This is a genomic window from Stenotrophomonas sp. 3diitr2024 (assembly GCF_042136455.1).
GTDB lineage: Bacteria > Pseudomonadota > Gammaproteobacteria > Xanthomonadales > Xanthomonadaceae > Stenotrophomonas > Stenotrophomonas sepilia.
Genome location: NZ_JBHHMJ010000539.1, coordinates 1 through 19,094 on the forward strand (window position 1 = coordinate 1; position 19,094 = coordinate 19,094).

A 19,094-nucleotide genomic window follows, 5' to 3' on the forward strand; every position below is an offset into this window, starting at 1 on the left:
CGCAGCCCTGTGATCCCCTGGGATTGCCGGCCAGCGGCCGGCACTACCGGAAAGCCCTCAGGCGTGCAGGGCGCGAGCGTGGTGGGCGACGTGCTCGCCGATGAAGCTGGCGATGAAATAGTAGCTGTGGTCGTAGCCCGGCTGCAGGCGCAGGGTCAGCGGATGGCCGGCTGCGGCGCAGGCCTCCTGCAGGCGCTGCGGCTGCAGCTGGGTCTGCAGGAACTCGTCCGCCTCGCCCTGGTCGACCAGCAACGGCAGGCGCTCGCTGGCCGTCGCCAGCAACGCACACGCGTCCCACTGCGCCCAGTCGGCTGGGTTGTCGCCCAGATAAGCCGTGAACGCCTTCTGCCCCCACGGTACGTGGCTGGGCGCGACGATCGGCGAGAACGCCGACACACTGCGGTAGCGCCCCGGGTTGCGCAGCGCGATCACCAGCGCACCATGGCCACCCATCGAGTGGCCGCTGATGCCACGCGCCCCGGTGACCGGGAAGTTCGCCTCGATCAGCGCCGGCAGTTCCTGCGCCACATAGTCATGCATGCGGTAGTGCTTCGCCCACGGTGCACGGGTGGCGTTGAGGTAGAACCCCGCCCCCTTGCCCAGGTCATAGCCCTCGGCATCGGCCACGTCATCACCGCGCGGGCTGGTATCCGGCGCGACGATGATTACGCCGTGCTCGGCTGCATAGCGCTGCGCACCGGCCTTGGTGATGAAATTCTGCTCGGTGCAGGTCAGCCCGCTCAGCCAATACAGCACCGGCAGCTTCTGCGTTTCCGCCTGCGGCGGCAGGTACACGGCGAACTGCATGTCGCAGCCCAGCGTGGTCGAACGATGGCGGTAAACATCCTGCCAACCGCCGAAACAGGCGCGGTGTTCAATACGTTCCATGGAACTCTCCTGCGTGCCGGCGTCAGCCGTCACGTGTGTTGATCAACTCATCCAGCTGCGACAGCAGGCGCAGCAGCGGTTCGACACCAGGCTGGCCGTCCAGGTTGCGGTACGCTGCGACCGCCACGTCACTGCGCGGTGGCCATTGGCCATCGGCGCGGGCTTCGTGCAGGCGCGGCAGGAACACCTGCGCCAGCCAGTGCTCGAACGGCATTTCATCAATGCCGAAGGGTGAGTCCACTGCGCGCGGCGGACCCACGACGCCTTCGACCCAACCCAGCACGCGCAACGCCTGCTCGATCGGATCAACCAGGGCCGCGCGCGGATCTTCCGCACGCGGCCTGCGCAAGGCATCGAACCAGCCCACGCTGCGGCTCAGTAATGGACCACCGAACGGATCGACTTGCCTTCATGCATCAGGTCGAAGGCATCGTTGATCTTGTCCAGGCCCATGGTGTGGGTGACGAACGGGGCCAGTTCGATGTCGCCCTTCATCGCATCCTCGACCATGCCCGGCAGCTGGCTGCGGCCCTTCACGCCACCGAAGGCGGTGCCCATCCACTTGCGGCCGGTCACCAGCTGGAACGGACGGGTGGAGATCTCCTGGCCCGAACCGGCCACGCCGATCACCACGCTCTGGCCCCAGCCACGGTGCGCGCATTCCAGCGCCGCGCGCATCACGTTGACGTTGCCGATGCACTCGAAGCTGTGGTCCACGCCCCAGGTGGTCATTTCCACGATGACCTGCTGGATCGGCTTGTCGTAGTCCTTCGGGTTGATGCAGTCGGTGGCACCGAATTCGCGGGCCAGTTCGAACTTGGACGGGTTGGTGTCCACCGCGATGATGCGGCCGGCCTTGGCCTGGCGCGCGCCCTGGATTACGGCCAGGCCGATGCCACCGAGGCCGAACACCGCCACGCTGTCGCCTTCCTGCACCTTGGCGGTGTTGTGCACCGCGCCGATGCCGGTGGTGACACCGCAGCCAAGCAGGCAGACGTGTTCCGGGTTGGCGTCCGGGTTGATCTTGGCCAGCGAGACTTCAGCCACCACGGTGTACTCGCTGAAAGTCGAGCAGCCCATGTAGTGGTACAGCGGCTCGCCGTTGTAGCTGAAGCGGCTGGTGCCGTCGGGCATCACGCCCTTGCCCTGGGTCGCGCGCACGGCCACGCACAGGTTGGTCTTGCCGCTCTTGCAGAACAGGCACTCGCCGCACTCGGCGGTGTACAGCGGAATCACGTGGTCGCCGGGCTTGACGCTGGTCACGCCCTCGCCCACTTCCACCACGATGCCGGCGCCTTCATGGCCCAGCACCACCGGGAACAGGCCTTCCGGATCATCGCCGGACAGGGTGAACGCATCGGTGTGGCAGACACCGGTGTGGGTGATCCTGACCAGCACTTCGCCCTTCTTCGGCGGGGCGACATCGATCTCGACGATCTGCAGCGGCTGGCCGGGACCAAAGGCGACGGCGGCACGGGACTTCATGGTGGATTCTCCAGGAAAACAAGGGAAACAGGATGCGCGGCGCTACGTTGCGCCAACGTTTACTTCAGGTACGAGCGGATCAACGCGCTCATGTCGCGCACGCGCTCGGCGCGTTGTTCATCAGAGGCCGCGGGCTGGCCGAACTCCTCGCGCAGATGGGCCTCCATCACCTCGGACATCAGGCCGTTGACCGCGCCACGGATGGCCGCGATCTGCTGCAGCACCGGCCCACAGTCGGCACCGGCTTCCAGCGCGCGGTCCAGCGCATCGCACTGGCCGCGGATACGGCGCACGCGGGCCAGGACCTTCTTTTTCTCTTCGGGGGAGTGCGGCATGGCGGAGCCACCTCGGAACTATACTGGGGGATAGTATACACAGAATCTTCAAAGTGACGGGAATGGCCCCTTTTGCTTCCGCAAGCGTTGCACTCAATCTATTGATATCAAACACTTACATTTCTTCAGTGTCAGCCACTGCCATCTCGGCCAAGCTCCAGGGTCGGCAGAATCAGGAACCAGGCAATGGGCATTGGCATCCAGCTCGGGCGCATCACCGATGAGATCGGTACCGGGGCATTTCTCTATGCCTTTTTCTCGACCATCGCCGGAAACCTGGAACCGGATGGCTGGGGAAGTCGCTTCCCAATCCTCATGAAGCAGCTATACGCCGGGAGCTTGCTGCAATCAGATGCTGCCGACGCGCTGGCCGAACTGCATATCGTCCGCCGCGAGCTGGCCGAGATTCCGCCGGCCCGTGTCATCTGGTCGTTCGAGGATCGAACCCAGCACCCACCTTGGGGAGACGATATCGCTCCCGATATCGACAGCCTGGCGACCTACTTCGTCACCGCACATGGGCGCGATCTGATCGTGCTTCTGGCTGAGGTGTTTGAAGCACTGCAGGAAGGCGAAGACACGTCCTTCCGGATCGTCAACTATTGATGCCTCGGCTCAATCAAACAGACCTTCTTCCGCCAACCGGGTCAACTCATCCACCACATAGCGCACCTTCGGCCGCAGGTGGCGGGTCGGTGGCCACAGCGCATGGATGTCGATATGCCGCTGCATGTCTGCGTCCAGCACCGAGTGCAGCGCGCCGGATTCCAGATGTCGGCGCACCAGTGAAATGGGCATCTGGCAGATACCCAGCCCGGCGATGGCCGCGTCGATCACCGCGTCACCGTCGTTGAGCTGGTAGGCCGCATTTGGAATGAAGGTTCCTTCCGCATCATCACTGCCGATCCGCCACGCCACCGGCTGGCCGTGGCGGAAGCCGACGATGCTGCGGTGCTGTGCCAGTTCCTCAACGGTGTGCGGGGTGCCATGTGCCTGCAGGTACGCTGGCGATGCACAGGTGACCAGCCGCTGGCGCCCCAGCCGGCGTGCCACCAGATGCTCGGCCTGGTGCAGCCCACCGAAGCGGATCAGCAGGTCGATGCCTTCCTCGACCGGATCGATGAAGTGATCGGTGAAGGTCATCGTCAACTGCAGGTCCGGGTACTCCCGGCACAGCCGCAGCAGCACCGGCAGCACCACCAGCCGCCCGAACGAGGACGGCATGTCGATGCGCAGCCGCCCGCTGGGCAGCCCGGCCGACCCCAGGCAGGCCTCGGCCGCGGAAATCTCTTCCAGAGCCGCCGCGCAGGAGGCGTAGTACGCCTCGCCATCGCTGGTCAGCGCAATGCGCCGCGTGGTGCGATGGAACAGGCGCACGCCCAGTCGCGCTTCGAGCCGCGCGATGGCCTTGCCCACCGCCGAGCGCGAAATGCCCAGCGCATCGGCGGCTTCGGTGAAGCTGCCCGAGCGTGCCGTGGTGACGAAGGTCACCAGGCCATTCAAGGATTCCAGTGGCAACATCTTTACACGCTCCATTGGGGACAAATAGTCCCGCTCAATGGGAAATCGAAGCGCTTTATGCACCCGCATGTCAACGCCATCCTGTGTCCATCGCGCCGCTGGCGCCTCCCCGCACCGAGATGACCGACATGACCGCCGCCCTCTTCCACCCCTTCGACCTGTCAGGCACCGCCCTGCGCAACCGCATCGCGATGGCCCCGATGACCCGTGCCCGCAACCCCGGTTCGGTCGCCAATGAGCTCACCGCGCAGTACTACCGGCAACGTGCCAGCGCCGGCCTGATCATCAGCGAAGGCACGCCGGTCTCGCCGCAGGGCCAGGGTTACATCGACGTGCCGGGTATCTGGTCGGCCGAACAGGTGGCCGGTTGGACGCTGGTCACCGAGGCGGTGCATGCCGCTCAGGGCACGATCTTTGCCCAGCTCTGGCACGTGGGCCGCATGTCGCATTCCTCGCTGCAGCCCGATGGTGGGCAACCGGTCAGCGCCGGCACGCGCCCGGTTGCCAGCGCACCGAAGAACACCTCGTTCGTCTATCTGGAAGACGGCAGCCGCGGCCACGCAGATCCCACCCCGGCACGTACGCTGGCCACCGACGAAATCCCCGGCATCATTGCTGACTTCGCACGGGGCGCCGACAACGCGATCGCCGCCGGCTTCGACGGCATCGAGCTGCATGCCGCCAATGGCTACCTGTTCGAACAGTTCCTCAACCCGCTCATCAACCAGCGCGACGACCGCTACGGCGGCTCACTGCCCAACCGTGCGCGGCTGATCCTGGAGACGGTCGATGCGATGGCCGAACGCATCGGTGCACACCGCATCGGCGTGCGCCTGGCGCCGAACAACCTCACCTTCGACATGCCGTTCTACCCCGACAACGAGGCCACCTATCTGTACCTGGCTGAAGAACTGGGCAAGCGCGGGCTGGCCTACCTGCACCTCAACGACAACCTGCAGCAGGGTGAATCGGTGCTGGGCAGCGCGTTCCTGAAGCAGTTCAAGCAGGCCTACGGTGGCACCGTGATCCTGGCCGGTGGCATGACCCGCGAACGCGCCCTTGAACTGGTCGAAGCGGGCACCATCGACCTGGCCGCGTTCGGCCAGCCCTTCATCGCCAACCCGGATCTGGTCGAACGCCTTCGGCACGACGTCGCGCTGGCCACGCCTGACCGCAGCACCTATTACGGTGGCGGTGAGGCGGGCTACCTCGATTACCCACGCGCACAGTAGATCCACGCCATGCGTGGATGGGGGCATACACTGCCCACCCGCATCCACCGGATCTGATCATGGACACGCCCACCGCAGCGTTCATCGTCAACCTCGACGTCCCCGACCTCGCCGCTGCCGAAGACTTCTACATGCGAGCCTTCGGCCTGCGCATCGGCCGCCGCCTCGGCCCGGACGCCGTGGAACTGCTCGGTGGACCCACGCCGCTGTATCTGCTGCAGAACGAGGCCGGCAGCGCCGCCACCGAGGACGGTGACGTGCGCGACTACGAGCGCCACTGGACGCCGCTGCACCTGGACTGGGTCGTGGATGACATCCAGGCCGCACTGGCCCGTGCGGTTGCGGCCGGGGCCACGCTCGAACAATCCGTGCGCGAACGTCGCTGGGGCAGCATTGCCGTGCTGGCCGATCCATTCGGCCACGGCTTCTGCCTGATCCAGTTCAGTGCTGAAGGCTACGACGCGCTGGTCGAATGACCGGCGCGTCGTTCACCATGGCAGTGGCACCGCCTCGCCATTGGCGCGTTCGCCGTAGTACAGCGATGGCAGCAGACGCGAAAGGAAGCTGAACTCCGTATAGCAGTGCTTGAGCAGGCCAAGGCCGACCTCATCGCTGGCATCGCGGTACGGATCGGCGCTGTCCAGGCCGAGCACAAAGCGGCTGCGCAGCACGCAGCCAAACGGCGTATCGCGCGCCACGTGCAGCATCTGCCCATCGCAGGGATCACCGTTTGCATCCAGGCGCACGTGGTCACCGAAGCCGATGCGCGCGGCGATCACCGCCGACAGGTCACCTGCATCCTGCGCCGCCTGCAGGCGCTCGGGCACCAGCAACGTGCGCGGGTCATGGAACTTCAGGCGTGCCGCCACCGGCGGGATGTCAGCCAGCGATTCCACCGCATGGATGCTGGCGCCGTGGTAGCTGCGCCCTCGCTGCCAGGCCGCGTCCCAGCCGCGGTGCTCGACATGATCGACCGGATGCCACCAGCAGGGTGCCGTCTTCGCGACGCTGGATACCCGTCTCCAAGTGCATCGGTGCCGGGTCCAGCAGATCGTGGTGGTCCAGCCAGGCACGGGCGTTCACAGCGGTATCCATGGGGGTCTCCTGCGGTTGGGAGACTCGATAATACGGAAACGCTAAACGTTTCGCAATTGATCGGGTGCGGTAAGATGGGTGCAATGAACAGCACCGCCCTGCCCGATCCAGTCGCCCCCGCCCGCCGCCGTGGACGTCCCGCGCGACCGGAAGCCGAAGTCCGCCACGCCGTGCTGCAGGCCACGCTGGAGCTGCTGCTGGCACAGGGTTACGAGGCCACCACCATCGAAGCGGTGGCGGCGCATGCCGGGGTGGCGAAGAAGACCGTGTACCGCCACGCCAGCAACCGCGAGGAACTGGTCGGGTTGGCGGTGCGCGAATGGACCGATGGCTTCGCGCCGCAGCTGCAGCGCGATGCGCACGACACCGACGAGGTGCTGCCGTTGCTGCAGGACATCCTGCAGGCGGTGTGTGCGCAGGCGCTGTCGGCGCAGGCGGTGCAGGTGTTCCGGCTGCTGGCCACGGACTTTCCCGGCAAGCAGGCGCTGCTGCAGGCCTACCTGGACAACGGCATCGAGCGCGGCCGTGCGCTGCTGGCCGACTGGCTGAAACGGCAGCAGCAGCGTGGGCTGCTGCGTGAGGGGGATTCCGCGCGCATGGCGCGACTGATCCTGGCAATGGCCGTGGCCGAACCGCTGCGCGAGCGCGTGATCGGGGTGGTGGCCGAGGATACGCCGGTGGATGTGCACCTGCGTGAGTGCCTGGCGTTGTTGGCGCGGGTATTGCAGGGGCCGTAGCAGAACCCATCCACGCATGCCTGACAGCGGCGCTGCATCATCTACTGCAACTCACTCCCGCAACATGTCCATGAACGCGCGCAGCGCGCCGGCTATCTGACGCTGCTTCGGAGAACGCGACGCGCCCCGCCTCGTCAATCGAAACTGATGTTGACGTCACCAAGATCTCCGCCTTCGGTTGACAACCCTACACTGACCGTCGTTGTAGTCGAATTGGACCTTCCACCTCCAATACATGAAAGCACATTCATATCAATCTCCACGGCCATCTCAAGGCCTAGGGGCTTCAACTTCCTATCTCCGCTAGACATCCTCGTTCTCCCTTCCGTTCTTCATCAATGGATACAGCAGTTACGGAGAGCGCCGATGAGATTCAGCAAGCAGATTGATGGACCCGATCAGTCCAGTGCAAATATCGGCCAGTGCCAGCCGTCATCCTGCACCATCTGCGAACTGTTGAATTCCCTGCCTTCAACGGGCGCTTCTGTACAGCTGATCGCTGATACAGCGATAGTCCTCCAGGCTCATCAGACCAAGCGCAGTTCGCTCACGCTCGACCGATGCAGGACTATCCAACTTCAGTGGCTCGCCTGTTTCCAGAGACCGTAACTGGGTTCCGAAACGCTGGGGCTTACCGGAAGCGAGAAGCACTCTGTCTGAGAGGAGAGCAAACTTGCTCGCGTCCAGTTCACCTCGCTTCACCAAAGGCTCGAAATTCGCCAACGCTTTTGCTTGCAACGACGGATCATCATCTGCATGCTGAACAAGCAACCAGAGCGCAGCGAGGCCATCCCTCCCCACTTCCCCCACAGATGGGATTGCCACTGAATCACCAAGTTCCTGACGCAGATAGCTCAGGTGTCGCTCCTTCACCGGCATCAATGCAGTTACATCAATAGATCCGGACGCCAATCTCTCATAGAGTCTTTGGTCCTCATCCTGCAACGCCAGCAGCCGCTCCCGCCTAACGTTGTCCGACACTACAGAAGGCCCCACAGACAATGCGGCCCGCTGCTGAGCAACTTGAGCTTCAATGAAAGCCGCCGCCCCGGGGCACGCATGCATCGCCTGACTTAGGTCAACAGCCCAGACAGGGCTGCTGCTGAGCACAAGTACCCACCCCAACAGACCAAACCGCCTCATGCGGCCTCTGCTGCGCTCGTGTCCACACGAGTAATCATGCGGTCGCTTTGCCCGAAACGGCGCACCGCTGAACAAAGTTCAGCGCAACGATCACTGCTTTCGAAAGCAGCAAGATTCGCCACCGACGATGGTACAGCTTCGTACTCCATGGAACCGGCCAAGAGGAACCCCGCCATCTCTCCTAGTAGATTCATCTCGGGAATGTAGTCATCGATGAACAGGAACTGGCCACCAGTATTGATCTCGAAGAAGAACGTGTCCCCCCGGGAATCAACCGCCAAGTCCACACAACCATAGCGCAAATCCAATTTGTCCATCAGCAAACCGATCGCCGCCTGGGTCCGTTCATCCAGCTCATACCGATCCATGACCAACTCACCCGGCCTCACTGAACCCGGCCTCCAGTCAAGTGGCGAAACACCATCGTGGCGAACAATTCTCGCGGTGAACATGCGCCGTCCAATCACTGTAACCCGCAGATCGAACACTTTGTCGACCACTGCCTGGTAGATCGCCGGGCAGACTCGAACGCCAGCATCATCAAGCGATCGATCTCGAGGAATGATCACGGGTCCGCATTGCCAGCCTTTCCGCTCCCTATCACTGGACCAGAAGTGTGGGGTGAAGTGCTTCACCAGAACCGCAGGCTGCCTTGTACGAAAGTCTGCGACTTCTACCGGATCGTTCGTGATCAAGGTATCTGGAATGCGAAAGCCGCAAGATAAAGCAACTTCAAGCTGGAGCCCTTTGGTTGAGGCGTCGGTAGGATGCCAGTCACCTATCGTGAGCGAAGATCTCAAACGAAGCGCCGCTGCCAATGAGCCGTGTGCGCTTTTCAGTTCATTGTCCACGAATTTTACGGAAGCCGGATCGAGATCAGCCAAGGGCTGGTACGGTACGGGCCTCCTGAACCACAGCGACTTCACATCGCGAACGGTGTCCCCACCTATCCTTAGAATGGATCCTGAGTCGCCGATCGTATGGACCATGACAGCCTCATCATGCATGCCGATCCCATCCCACAACAGAACGCGCGCACCGGCGCGTTCAAGCGCCCATGCCACGGACACGGCATGGATGTCCTCCGAATTTCCAATGATGACGTGAACCGGTTCCATCATTACAGCTCCTCAGTGTCCCCGCCCCCCCCCCCACCATCTGGCAGGGGGAGTGCTTTTACCAAGAACTCAGAAAGCGATTACCAGTCGATACCGACGTTGACTTCCCAGTCGCCGCCGCTGGTAACTTTGCCGCCAGCACTGCCAGTCGATGCCGGAGCAGCCTCCAAGGCACCACCGCCGACATTCATCAACTCTTCGGTGCTCAGTTCGCGTGCCATTTCCAGACCCAGCGGCTTGATCGAAACGTTCTTGTCAGACATGGTCAGTTCCTTTTCTGGTTGCGGTGGTATTGAAATCCCCCCATCCGCAAGGGGAGCACGTCTACACAGGCATCATGCCCGCGAAGATCGTCTTGGTCCGCAGCTAACTCCTGCGGGAAACTCAATTACGCGATCAGCACTCCGAATGGTCTCCGGACGATGCGCAACGATAATTCGAGTAATACGCAGACCAGCGATGGCGCGGTTGACCTCCGCCTCACGATCAACATCGAGGTGACTAGTCGCTTCATCCAGGATCAGCACCCTGGGACGTCGGTACAGCGCGCGCGCGAGCAGAATCCGTTGCTTCTGACCACCGGAAAGCGCCGATCCCATATCCCCTACAAGGCTGCCGTATCCCATCGGCATGCGCACTATGTCCTCGTGAACGGCAGCCAAGCGCGCGGCCTGCTCCACTCGCTCGGGATCTGCCGAATGACTGAAGAATCCGATGTTGTCGGCAATTGAGCCAGCAAACAGCTGATCGTCCTGCATGACCGCACCAACGAAGCTTCGATATTTCTGAAGGCCAATATGCCTGATATCGATCCCACCAAGCAGAACCTGACCATCTTCAGGCTGAATCAAACCAAGCATGATGCGCGCCAGCGTCGACTTGCCGCAACCGGAAGGACCCACCAACGCGACCGACTCCCCCTCCTCGACATAGAGATCAAGCCCGTCGAGAACACGTGGCTCAGCGGGCGCGTAACGGAAACCAACTGATCGCAGTTGTAGCGAAAAATCTGGAATGCTACCGGCGTGCTCAGTGACCAGATCTGCCTCAGGCTCAGAGAGCACTACGTCTGCGACCCGCTCTGCATGCAGACCGAGCATGCGCCATTCCATGATCCGATCAATCAGCTGCGACACGCGCGTCGCGAAGATGTCTGCGTAGGCGACAAACGCAACCAGCATGCCTGTACTGAAGCTGCCGTCCAGAACCTGCGTCGCAGCAATCCAGATGATAAAAATTCTTGACGCCATAATCAGCCATTGGCGTACGGAATTGTAGATCACCCCGATCTTCTGAACCTCGACATCACGATTCGTCGTCGCTACAAGAACATTGGCAAATCTGGAACGCCTTTCGGCGTAACTGCCATTCAACTTGATTGATTGAGCTCCACGCACGGCTTCCATCAGCTCGGACTGCAGTCTTGCGGCTTGAACGACCTGCTCCTCCGTCGCCCGCCTCATCCATCCGAAAATTCCATAGCGCAATAGCAAGTAGATCGCAAAGAAGCCCACAACAACGGCGGTCAACTTGATGCTGTACACCATCAGGATTGCCAGGATTGCGAGCGACATCACTCCATCCAGAATGCCCTCGACAAACTGAGTGGATATAGTCCGCTGAATCGACTGCATAGATGCAAATCTTGACATGACGTCACCGACATGGCGCCTGGAAAACCATGACAACGGCAACTCCAGAAGCTTCCCGAAAACGCGGCCACTCCATTGCAGATTCAAATTGGCGCCAAACCAGACTACCGCCCAGCTCCGCGCGGCAAAGAAGACCACCTGGAACAGCGAAAGCAATATGAATGAAACAAACAGGACCGTCAGCAAGTCCCTATCGGCACTCAGAAGCACCTGATCCACAACCCATTGCGCGTAGAATGGCGCCGCGATCACACAAACTTCAAGAACTAATGCAAGCAGCGCGATGAATCCCAGCGCACGCTTGATTCCCGCAACTCTTCCCACCAGAGCAGCGATGGAAATATGTACGCGATCACTGATCGCCTCGAATGACGTGGATGGCTGAACGTCCAGAGCAATCCCAGTAAAGGACCGCGACGCCTCATCCCATGTCAGTGAACGGACTCCGAAACCTGGATCATGGATGACAATCCCGGATCGTGTGGCCTGCTTGAGGACCACAAAATGGTCAAGATCCCAGTGCAGAATACAGGGCCCCTGCACCCGCTTCAGATCGTTGAGCTCGATGCGCAGTGCTCGGGCGGAAAGATCCAGCGCCGCAGCCATCTCCACAAGTCGGGCAAGATCAACCCCCTTGAGCGATCCAGGGAATTTTCGCCGAAGTGCGAGCATGTCAACGTCATGCCCGTGATAGCGCGCGATCATTGCGATGCATGCAAGACCACATTCGGCTAATTCTGATTGCATGATCTGCGGCAGAACACCTCGTGTTCGACTCAGTAGGCGCAGATCGATAGGCGGCATGACCGTCATCGCGCTTCGCTACCATTTGCCATGCGCTTCTGCATCCCTGCCAGGGGATCAAGCAGCCACGACACGATCTTCCGTCGTTCAATCAGCAGATCTGCTTCGACCTGCATACCAGAGCGCAAGGCGAGATGGCCTCCACCTGCTGCGATGCTCTGGTCATCAAGGGCAACAACCACTTGATAGAGCGGAGCCATCTTCTCACGCTGACCGGGATTGTCAGTGAACACTGCTGACTCGGCCGCACGCAACCCTTTGGTCGAGACTGATTTTATTGTCCCCCACTGCTGTCCGAACTTCTGATATGGGAATGCGGGATAGCGCATGACAACGCGCTGCCCTGCCTGCAGAAGACCTACTGCGCGACTTTCAACGAACAGCCGTGCCTCAAGCGGCGAGCCCGGACGCACAATCTGGAACAAAGGTTGCCCCGCAACAACCGATACGCCATCAGCAATCAACAAATTGACGACCATTCCATCCCGGGCAGCACGAATAACAACTTCGCGCTGCGCTTCGTTCTTGGCCAACTCCTGTTCGAGGCCAATCAATGTCCGCTCGACTTCACTACGATCATTACGACTCTGCTGTGGATACTGTCGAATCTGGCTGTTTACCGTGGCCAGATCCTGGCCAGACTGAAGGCGCTCACGCTGCAACGAGGACAAGCTTGTCTTGGCCTGGACGACAGCAGCTTCCTGCTGTTCCATCTGCATTCCGGATACATACCCTTCCTTCACCAACGGCTTGAACCGTTCTAACCGTGCGCTGGCACTGGCTATAAGGCTTTGCTGCAACTCAATTTCTCTGTCGAACGCAGCAATACGTGAAGAGATATTGCGAGCACGCTGCCGCAACGCTTCCTGCTCCCCTTTCTGAAGCTGGACCTTATCGTCGATTTCTGCCCTAAGGCGCTCATGCTGCTGTTGCAGCTTCCGCCGTACCTCAGCATAGGCGCCGATGCCTCCATCACCACCGACGTCTAATGAAATACGCGCTATTTCCTGCCCGCTTTTCACCGCCTGCCCTTCACGGGCAAGAACATGCGTCACAACGCCTGAAACGCGCGACAGCGCGTTCTGCCCTTCATCCGAGGATGCAAGCTCACCGCCAACCCTCTCACGCCTGGTGTAGTCCGCAAAAAAAAGGACGGCGACGATGGCGGCAAGAAAAACCACACCAGCAATGGCGATCCATCGAACTGAAGGTGGCGTCGCGACGAGCAGAGCACCTCTCTGCTGCATTCGCTTTGCTGCAATGACTTCGTCCCTGAAAAGCGCCATTCGTACAGTCCATGCCGAAGGTTCGTATGGAGTAGATCAAGACACTCATGGCAAGTCAATACATCTTTTGATATTTGAAAGTGAACAATTTCCAGCAGCGCCGCTTACACCACGCGAGCTATGACGCGCGATGACGTCCATACATCTTGCCTGCTTCGCCCCACTTTGATCGTATGTGGGCTACGTTGCGAGCGATTCCCAACTCCGACAACGAAGGACTTGTTAGCCACTCTGCTTCAGTTCAAGCGGATATTTTCGAGTGACCTTCCGAGTACACGTCCTGGCCAGTACTGGAACCTAACCCTAACCCTCACTCGCAAACACAAACGCGCAGACAGGTGACCCGACCGGAAACGCGCTCGATAGCCGAGAGCGTGCTTGTGAATGCCAAGGTGAATCTGTCTCGGGATTCGCACATTGCATCCCAGCAAGAATCTCCTCCACGCCTTTCACATCACTCCCGCAGCATATCCACGAACGCACGCAGCGCACCAGGCATCTGCCGCTGCTTCGGGTAATACAGCGCGAAGCCGGCGAACGGTTCGCTCCAGTCTTCCAGCACCGCCACCATCTGCCCCGATTCGATGTAGGGCCGTGCGGTGTCTTCCAGCACATAGGCCAGGCCGATGCCATCGAGCACTGCGCCGACCACGGTGCCCTGCTCGCCCAGTGTCAGCCGCCCCGGCACGTCGATTTCCAGCGCCTGCCCAGCACGCTCGAACTGCCACTTGTACAGATGCCCGCTGGCGAAGCGGAAGCGGATGCACTCGTGTGCCGCCAGATCACGCGGATGCTGCGGTGCCGGCCGGCGCCGCAGGTACTCGGGCGAACCGACGATCAAGCCGCGCAGCGGCGGCCCCATCGGCACCGCCACCATGTCCTCGGGCACGAACTCATGCAGGCGCACGCCGGCGTCGTAACCCTCGGCGACGATGTCGACCAGGCCATCGTTCTCGGTCAGCTCCACCCGCACGTCCGGATGGGCGTGCAGGAAGCGCGCCAGCCGCGGCCCCAGCTGGGTCGCCACCGCCGCCCGCGTCGCATTGATCCGCAGCAACCCCGCCGGCGCAGCGCGGAACTGGTTCATCTCTTCCAGCGCGTCATGCACCTGCCCCAGCGCCGGCTGCAGGCGTTCCAGCAGGCGCTGCCCTGCCTCGGTCAGGGCCACGCTGCGGGTGGTGCGATGGAACAGGCCGACCCCCAGCCGTTCCTCCAGTGCGCGGATCGCATAGCTCACCGCCGAGGTCGACAGGGCCAGCTCAGCACCGGCACGGCGGAAACTGCGATGACGGGCAACCGCGGCGAACGCGGCCAGGTGGGTCAGGTTGTCAGTGGCCATGATTGTGCAGTTCCACTTGATGAATCATGCCGATATCCGCGCTTCTTGCCGCTGGGAACGGGGCGTATTGTAAAACGCCTTTCGACAAACCCTGCCAAGGATTCCCCATGTCCCTCGCCCGTGGTTACGCCGCCCATTCACATACCGACCCGCTGATTCCGTACGAGTTCGAACGCCGCGCGGTCGGCCCTGACGATGTGCGCATCGAGATCCTCTACAGCGGCATCTGCCACTCCGACCTGCACCAGGCCCGCGACGACTGGGGTGGCTCGATCTATCCGATGGTGCCGGGCCACGAGATCATCGGCCGCGTCACCGAAGTCGGCAGCAACGTCACCCGCTTCAAGGTCGGCGACCACGCCGGCGTCGGCTGCATGGTCGATTCCTGCCGCCACTGTGATGCCTGCGAGCACGACCTGGAGCAGTACTGCGCCGAAGGCGCGACCTGGACCTACAACGGCCGTGAACGCGAAAGCGGTGCACCGACCTACGGCGGCTATTCCGACCACGTGGTGGTCGAGCAGCGCTTCGTGGTGAAGGTGTCCGACACCCTCGACCTGAAGGCCGCCGCGCCGCTGCTGTGCGCCGGCATCACCACCTGGTCGCCGCTGCGCCATTGGAAAGTCGGCCCGGGCCAGAAGGTCGGCGTGATCGGCCTGGGTGGCCTCGGCCACATGGGCGTGAAGTTCGCCAAGGCGCTCGGTGCGCACGTGGTGATGATCACCACCACGCCTGAAAAGGGTGCCGACGCCAAGCGCCTGGGCGCCGATGAAGTGCTGGTCTCGCGCGACGCCGCGCAGATGAAGGCGCACGCTGGCAGCTTCGACTTCCTGCTCAACACCATCCCGGTCGGCCATGACACCAACCCCTACATGGGCCTGCTCAAGCGCGAGGCCACCATGTGCCTGGTCGGCGTGCTGACCGAGCTGGACCCGCCGCTGACCGGTGGCAGCGTGATCTTCGGCCGCAAGCACCTGACCGGCTCGGCGATCGGCGGCATGGCCGAAACCCAGGAAATGATGGACTTCTGTGCCGAGCACGGCATCGTCAGCGATGTGGAGATGATCGACATCAAGAACGTCAACGAAGCCTGGGAACGCATGGCGAAGAACGATGTGCGCTACCGCTTCGTGATCGACATGGCGACGATGAAGAACGCAGCCTGATCCAAGGCAGGTGTGAAAATGAAAAACCCCGGCAATGCCGGGGTTTTTTTCATCGCGTGCCGACCAAGGTCGGCACCCACCCAACATCATCAATACGCGAACTCGCGGAACACCGGATCGACATCGCCGTGCCAGCGGCCATGGAACAGCGCCAGCTTGCGCTCGGCCGGGGTCAGCCCGGATTCGACGATCTCCTGAAGCACGTCCAGGAACTTGCTCTCGTCCTGGCCATCGGCATTGCGCGCCGCACGGCGCTTGAGGCCTTCCACCGAAATATTCACCGCCTCGCGGGCCAGGTCGCGCACCGTGCCGTTGCGGAACGGCAGATTCATCGCATGCTTCGGTACACCATCGCGCAGCGCATGGCGCTCGGCCAGGGTGAAGTCGCGCACCAGGTCCCAGGCGGCATCCAGTGCGGTGTCGTCGTACAGCAGGCCCACCCAGAACGCCGGCAGCGCACACAGGCGGCTCCACGGGCCACCGTCGGCACCACGCATTTCCAGGTACTTCTTCAGGCGCACTTCCGGGAACGCAGTGGTCATGTGGTCCGACCAGTCGCGCAGCGTCGGCAGCGCGCCCGGCAGCACCGGCAGCCTGGCCTGCATGAAATCACGGAAGCTCTGCCCGCTGGCATCGTGGTAGATGCCATCGCGGTAGGAGAAATACATCGGCACGTCGAGCAGGTAATCGACATAGCGCTCGTAACCGAAGCCGTCCTCGAACACGAAGTCGAGCATGCCGGTGCGATCGACGTCGGTGTCGGTCCAGATGTGCGAGCGATAGCTCAGGTAGCCGTTCGGCTTGCCTTCGGTGAACGGCGAATCGGCAAACAGCGCAGTGGCAATCGGCTGCAGCGCCAGCGACACGCGGAACTTCTTCACCATGTCCGCCTCGGTCGCGTAGTCCAGGTTCACCTGCACCGTGCAGGTGCGGGTCATCATGTCCAGGCCCAGCGAACCGACCTTGGGCATGTACGAACGCATGATCTTGTAGCGGCCCTTGGGCATCCACGGCATCTCGTCGCGCTTCCACTTGGGCTGGAAGCCCATGCCGAGGAAGCCCAACTGCAGTTCGCCAGCCACCTGCGCCACTTCGTTGAGGTGGGTGCCGGTCTCCACGCAGGTCTGGTGGATGGTCTCCAGCGCCGCGCCGGACAGTTCCAGCTGACCGGCCGGCTCCAGCGTCACCGAGGCCCCATCGCGCAGCAGGGCGATGGTGTTGCCGTTCTCCTGCACCGGCTCCCAGCCGAAGCGGACCAGGCCGTTGAGCAGCGCTTCGATGCCACGCTCGCCCTCGAAGGTCGGCGGCCGCAGGTCATCCAGGCGGAATCCGAACTTCTCGTGCTCGGTACCAATGCGCCACTGCGCACGGGGTTTCTCGCCGGAGGCGATCACCTCCACCAGCTGCGAGCGGTCGGTAATGGGGGTATCGGCGACGTGGCTGGGGCTCGACAAGGGGGTGGCTCGCTGGACAGTGGCAGGGGATGTGGGGCCCGGGGCCTTCCATCGCAAGGGCGCACTATAGCGTGGCACCCCGTTGCGTCATGCGACGGTGACGGGTTTCAGCATCCTACCGACGCCCTCTTGACCCTCGTACACTCAACGACATGAGCCGCCATTCACGACATCCCGAACTGCACCGCTCCGAGCGCGTCGGCTGGCTGCGTGCCGCCGTGCTGGGCGCCAATGATGGCATCGTCTCGGTGGCCGGCCTGGTAGTCGGCGTGGCCGCCGGCGGCGCCTCCGCTACCACCATCCTCGCCACCGGCGTGGCCGGCACCGTGGCCGGCGCGATGTCGATGGCCGCCGGCGAGTACGTCTCGGTACAGACCCAGGCCGACACCGAGGACGCAGACCTGGCAATGGAAAAGCGCGAGCTGCGCGAAAATCCGCACAGCGAGCTGGAGGAGCTGGCCGCGATCTACCGCCACCGCGGCCTGGAGCCTGCGCTGGCACGGCAGGTGGCCGAACAGCTCACCGCCCATGATGCGCTGGGTGCCCACGCCCGCGACGAACTGGGCATCACCGATACCCTGCGCGCCCGCCCGCTGCAGGCAGCGCTGGCCTCGGCCGGTGCGTTCACCTGTGGCGCGGCGCTGCCGGTGCTGACCGCCCTGCTCGCGCCGGTCGACAGGGTCGCACTGATGACCACGGCCAGTACCCTGCTCGGCCTGTGCCTGACCGGCGCAGTGGCGGCCAGGGCCGGCGGCGCACCGCCGGTTCGCGGCGCGATCCGGGTGATGTTCTGGGGCGCATTGGCGATGGCCGCGGCGGCCGGCGTCGGTCGCCTGTTCGGTGCCCACGTGTCATGACCGCCATGCTGCCACCGGCCACCGCACTGCTGGCCGAGATGGCCAGCCTGGCCGGCTGCGCACGCGCCGAAGGTTATGCGTGCATCACCGCTCGGCGCGAACATGGCGCCAGCTCGGTGGAGATTCCACAACCACAGTTTGCGATCCTGCTGGAAGGACGCAAGCAGGTGCGTACCGCGCACCAGTCGCTGGAGTTCATGCCCGGCGACATCCTGCTGCTGACCCAGCGCTGCCGCATCGATGTGGTCAACACCCCCGACCCACGCAGTGGCCGCTACCTCAGCGCCATCGTGCCGCTGTGTGCCGAAGTGCTGGCGGCCGCACGCACGCTGTGGAGCGGGGAGCTTCCCGCCGCCGGTCATGCGATGGCGCGGCTGCCGTTGATCGATCATGGCGCGGTGCTGCGCCAGTGGCGGCAATCGCTGCAGGACGGCCGTTACAGCGAAGCGCGGCTGGCCCTGGCCTCGTTGGTACTGACCCTGTGCCGGCAGGGCCACGGCAACCTGCTGCTGCCGCAGGCGCCGAGCCTGGGCGAACAGATCCGCGACCGCATCGCCGCTGAACCCGCTCGCGACTGGCAATCGCGCGATGTGGAAGCGCTGTTCGCGCTGAGCGGCGCGACCTTGCGCCGTCGGCTCGCCGCCGAGGACACCAGCCTGCGCCAGCTGCTCACCGAGGCCCGGCTGGCGCATGGCATGCAGCTGCTCTACACCACCGACCTGCCGCTGAAGACCGTGGCCGCACGCGCGGGCTACCGCTCTGCGGCCAGTTTCAGCAAGCGCTTTGCCGAGCAGTACGGGCTGGCTCCCACAGACATTTGAGGGGGGTCGGCAGGGCTGCGCCCTGCACCCGCTACGAGCCAGAGCAACGGCCGAAGCAACAGCAACAGCGGCTATCCGTGGGACGGCGGAGCGGTGTGGGTGGGCAGGACACGCCGTAAACCCATCCATGGGGGCTCGATGGCGCCATCCATGGCGCCAAC

19 protein-coding genes and 1 pseudogene are annotated in these 19,094 nt (G+C 62.9%); 7 read left to right on the forward strand and 13 right to left on the reverse strand.

Annotated elements, in window-relative coordinates; all coding sequences use genetic code 11:
- Window positions 1-57 precede the first annotated feature (57 nt).
- The 4 genes from fghA to frmR are packed head-to-tail and all read right to left on the reverse strand — an operon-like array spanning window position 58 to window position 2,708.
- Entirely contained in the window at window positions 58-888 is an 831-nt protein-coding gene (fghA, locus tag ABGA94_RS13775; protein WP_005419242.1) for an S-formylglutathione hydrolase, read from the reverse strand.
- 22 nt (window positions 889-910) lie between these two features.
- Complete coding sequence (locus tag ABGA94_RS13780; RefSeq protein WP_005419244.1) at window positions 911-1,255, reverse strand: YqcC family protein; 345 nt, start codon at window positions 1,253-1,255, stop codon at window positions 911-913.
- A gap of 8 nt (window positions 1,256-1,263) precedes the next feature.
- Window positions 1,264-2,373, reverse strand: coding sequence for an S-(hydroxymethyl)glutathione dehydrogenase/class III alcohol dehydrogenase (locus ABGA94_RS13785; protein WP_188239467.1), 1,110 nt, complete (start codon window positions 2,371-2,373; stop codon window positions 1,264-1,266).
- 59 nt (window positions 2,374-2,432) lie between these two features.
- Window positions 2,433-2,708: a formaldehyde-responsive transcriptional repressor FrmR gene (gene frmR, locus ABGA94_RS13790; RefSeq protein WP_005411009.1), complete on the reverse strand. Its 276-nt coding sequence runs from the start codon at window positions 2,706-2,708 to the stop codon at window positions 2,433-2,435.
- 186 nt (window positions 2,709-2,894) lie between these two features.
- Between frmR and ABGA94_RS13795 the strand changes: the two genes are divergently transcribed.
- Window positions 2,895-3,314 carry an Imm70 family immunity protein gene (locus tag ABGA94_RS13795; RefSeq protein WP_197599285.1) on the forward strand — a complete coding sequence of 140 codons (420 nt, stop codon included), beginning with the start codon at window positions 2,895-2,897 and terminating at the stop codon, window positions 3,312-3,314.
- A 9-nt stretch (window positions 3,315-3,323) separates the two neighbouring features.
- Here ABGA94_RS13795 and ABGA94_RS13800 read toward each other — a convergent pair whose 3' ends face one another.
- Window positions 3,324-4,229: a LysR family transcriptional regulator gene (locus ABGA94_RS13800; protein ID WP_005419250.1), complete on the reverse strand. Its 906-nt coding sequence runs from the start codon at window positions 4,227-4,229 to the stop codon at window positions 3,324-3,326.
- Between the two features lie 128 nt (window positions 4,230-4,357).
- Here ABGA94_RS13800 and ABGA94_RS13805 point away from each other — a divergent pair, with 128 nt between their 5' ends.
- Together ABGA94_RS13805 and ABGA94_RS13810 are read left to right on the forward strand one after the other, a co-directional pair.
- Window positions 4,358-5,461 carry an alkene reductase gene (locus ABGA94_RS13805; protein WP_032954523.1) on the forward strand — a complete coding sequence of 368 codons (1,104 nt, stop codon included), beginning with the start codon at window positions 4,358-4,360 and terminating at the stop codon, window positions 5,459-5,461.
- Window positions 5,462-5,520: 59 nt separating this feature from the next.
- Window positions 5,521-5,937 carry a VOC family protein gene (locus tag ABGA94_RS13810; RefSeq protein ID WP_005419256.1) on the forward strand — a complete coding sequence of 139 codons (417 nt, stop codon included), beginning with the start codon at window positions 5,521-5,523 and terminating at the stop codon, window positions 5,935-5,937.
- A gap of 12 nt (window positions 5,938-5,949) precedes the next feature.
- Here ABGA94_RS13810 and ABGA94_RS13815 read toward each other — a convergent pair.
- Window positions 5,950-6,556: pseudogene (locus ABGA94_RS13815) on the reverse strand (DAPG hydrolase family protein).
- A gap of 74 nt (window positions 6,557-6,630) precedes the next feature.
- Between ABGA94_RS13815 and ABGA94_RS13820 the strand changes: the two are divergent.
- Complete coding sequence (locus ABGA94_RS13820; RefSeq protein ID WP_032954519.1) at window positions 6,631-7,293, forward strand: TetR/AcrR family transcriptional regulator; 663 nt, start codon at window positions 6,631-6,633, stop codon at window positions 7,291-7,293.
- A gap of 471 nt (window positions 7,294-7,764) precedes the next feature.
- Here ABGA94_RS13820 and ABGA94_RS13825 read toward each other — a convergent pair whose 3' ends face one another.
- The 6 genes from ABGA94_RS13825 to ABGA94_RS13850 all read right to left on the reverse strand — a co-directional run bounded on the left by ABGA94_RS13825 (window position 7,765) and on the right by ABGA94_RS13850 (window position 14,635).
- Window positions 7,765-8,436 (reverse strand): DUF6624 domain-containing protein, encoded by a 672-nt coding sequence (locus tag ABGA94_RS13825; protein WP_005419262.1) that lies wholly within the window; start codon window positions 8,434-8,436, stop codon window positions 7,765-7,767.
- On the reverse strand, window positions 8,433-9,557 hold the full coding sequence (locus ABGA94_RS13830) for a hypothetical protein (RefSeq protein ID WP_005419264.1): 1,125 nt from the start codon (window positions 9,555-9,557) through the stop codon (window positions 8,433-8,435). The genes ABGA94_RS13825 and ABGA94_RS13830 overlap by 4 nt, the downstream gene beginning before the upstream one ends.
- Window positions 9,558-9,634: 77 nt before the next feature.
- Window positions 9,635-9,817: a hypothetical protein gene (locus ABGA94_RS13835; protein ID WP_005419266.1), complete on the reverse strand. Its 183-nt coding sequence runs from the start codon at window positions 9,815-9,817 to the stop codon at window positions 9,635-9,637.
- 72 nt (window positions 9,818-9,889) lie between these two features.
- On the reverse strand, window positions 9,890-12,019 hold the full coding sequence (locus ABGA94_RS13840; protein WP_197599284.1) for a peptidase domain-containing ABC transporter: 2,130 nt from the start codon (window positions 12,017-12,019) through the stop codon (window positions 9,890-9,892).
- Window positions 12,016-13,296 (reverse strand): HlyD family secretion protein, encoded by a 1,281-nt coding sequence (locus tag ABGA94_RS13845; protein ID WP_005419270.1) that lies wholly within the window; start codon window positions 13,294-13,296, stop codon window positions 12,016-12,018. Before ABGA94_RS13845 ends, ABGA94_RS13840 begins: the two co-directional genes overlap by 4 nt.
- A 454-nt stretch (window positions 13,297-13,750) precedes the next feature.
- Window positions 13,751-14,635, reverse strand: a complete 885-nt coding sequence (locus ABGA94_RS13850; RefSeq protein WP_005419273.1) for a LysR family transcriptional regulator — start codon at window positions 14,633-14,635, stop codon at window positions 13,751-13,753.
- 107 nt (window positions 14,636-14,742) lie between these two features.
- On the opposite strand from ABGA94_RS13850, the gene ABGA94_RS13855 reads away from it, so the two are divergent.
- Window positions 14,743-15,801 carry an NAD(P)-dependent alcohol dehydrogenase gene (locus tag ABGA94_RS13855; RefSeq protein ID WP_005419275.1) on the forward strand — a complete coding sequence of 353 codons (1,059 nt, stop codon included), beginning with the start codon at window positions 14,743-14,745 and terminating at the stop codon, window positions 15,799-15,801.
- Between the two features lie 89 nt (window positions 15,802-15,890).
- On the opposite strand, the gene ABGA94_RS13860 is transcribed toward ABGA94_RS13855, so the two are convergent.
- Entirely contained in the window at window positions 15,891-17,255 is a 1,365-nt protein-coding gene (locus ABGA94_RS13860; RefSeq protein ID WP_005419277.1) for a glutamate--cysteine ligase, read from the reverse strand.
- A 152-nt stretch (window positions 17,256-17,407) separates the two neighbouring features.
- On the opposite strand from ABGA94_RS13860, the gene ABGA94_RS13865 reads away from it, so the two are divergent.
- Window positions 17,408-18,112, forward strand: coding sequence for a VIT family protein (locus tag ABGA94_RS13865; RefSeq protein ID WP_005419279.1), 705 nt, complete (start codon window positions 17,408-17,410; stop codon window positions 18,110-18,112).
- Entirely contained in the window at window positions 18,109-18,933 is an 825-nt protein-coding gene (locus ABGA94_RS13870) for an AraC family transcriptional regulator (RefSeq protein ID WP_065185384.1), read from the forward strand. Before ABGA94_RS13865 ends, ABGA94_RS13870 begins: the two co-directional genes overlap by 4 nt.
- Window positions 18,934-19,094: the final 161 nt, after the last annotated feature.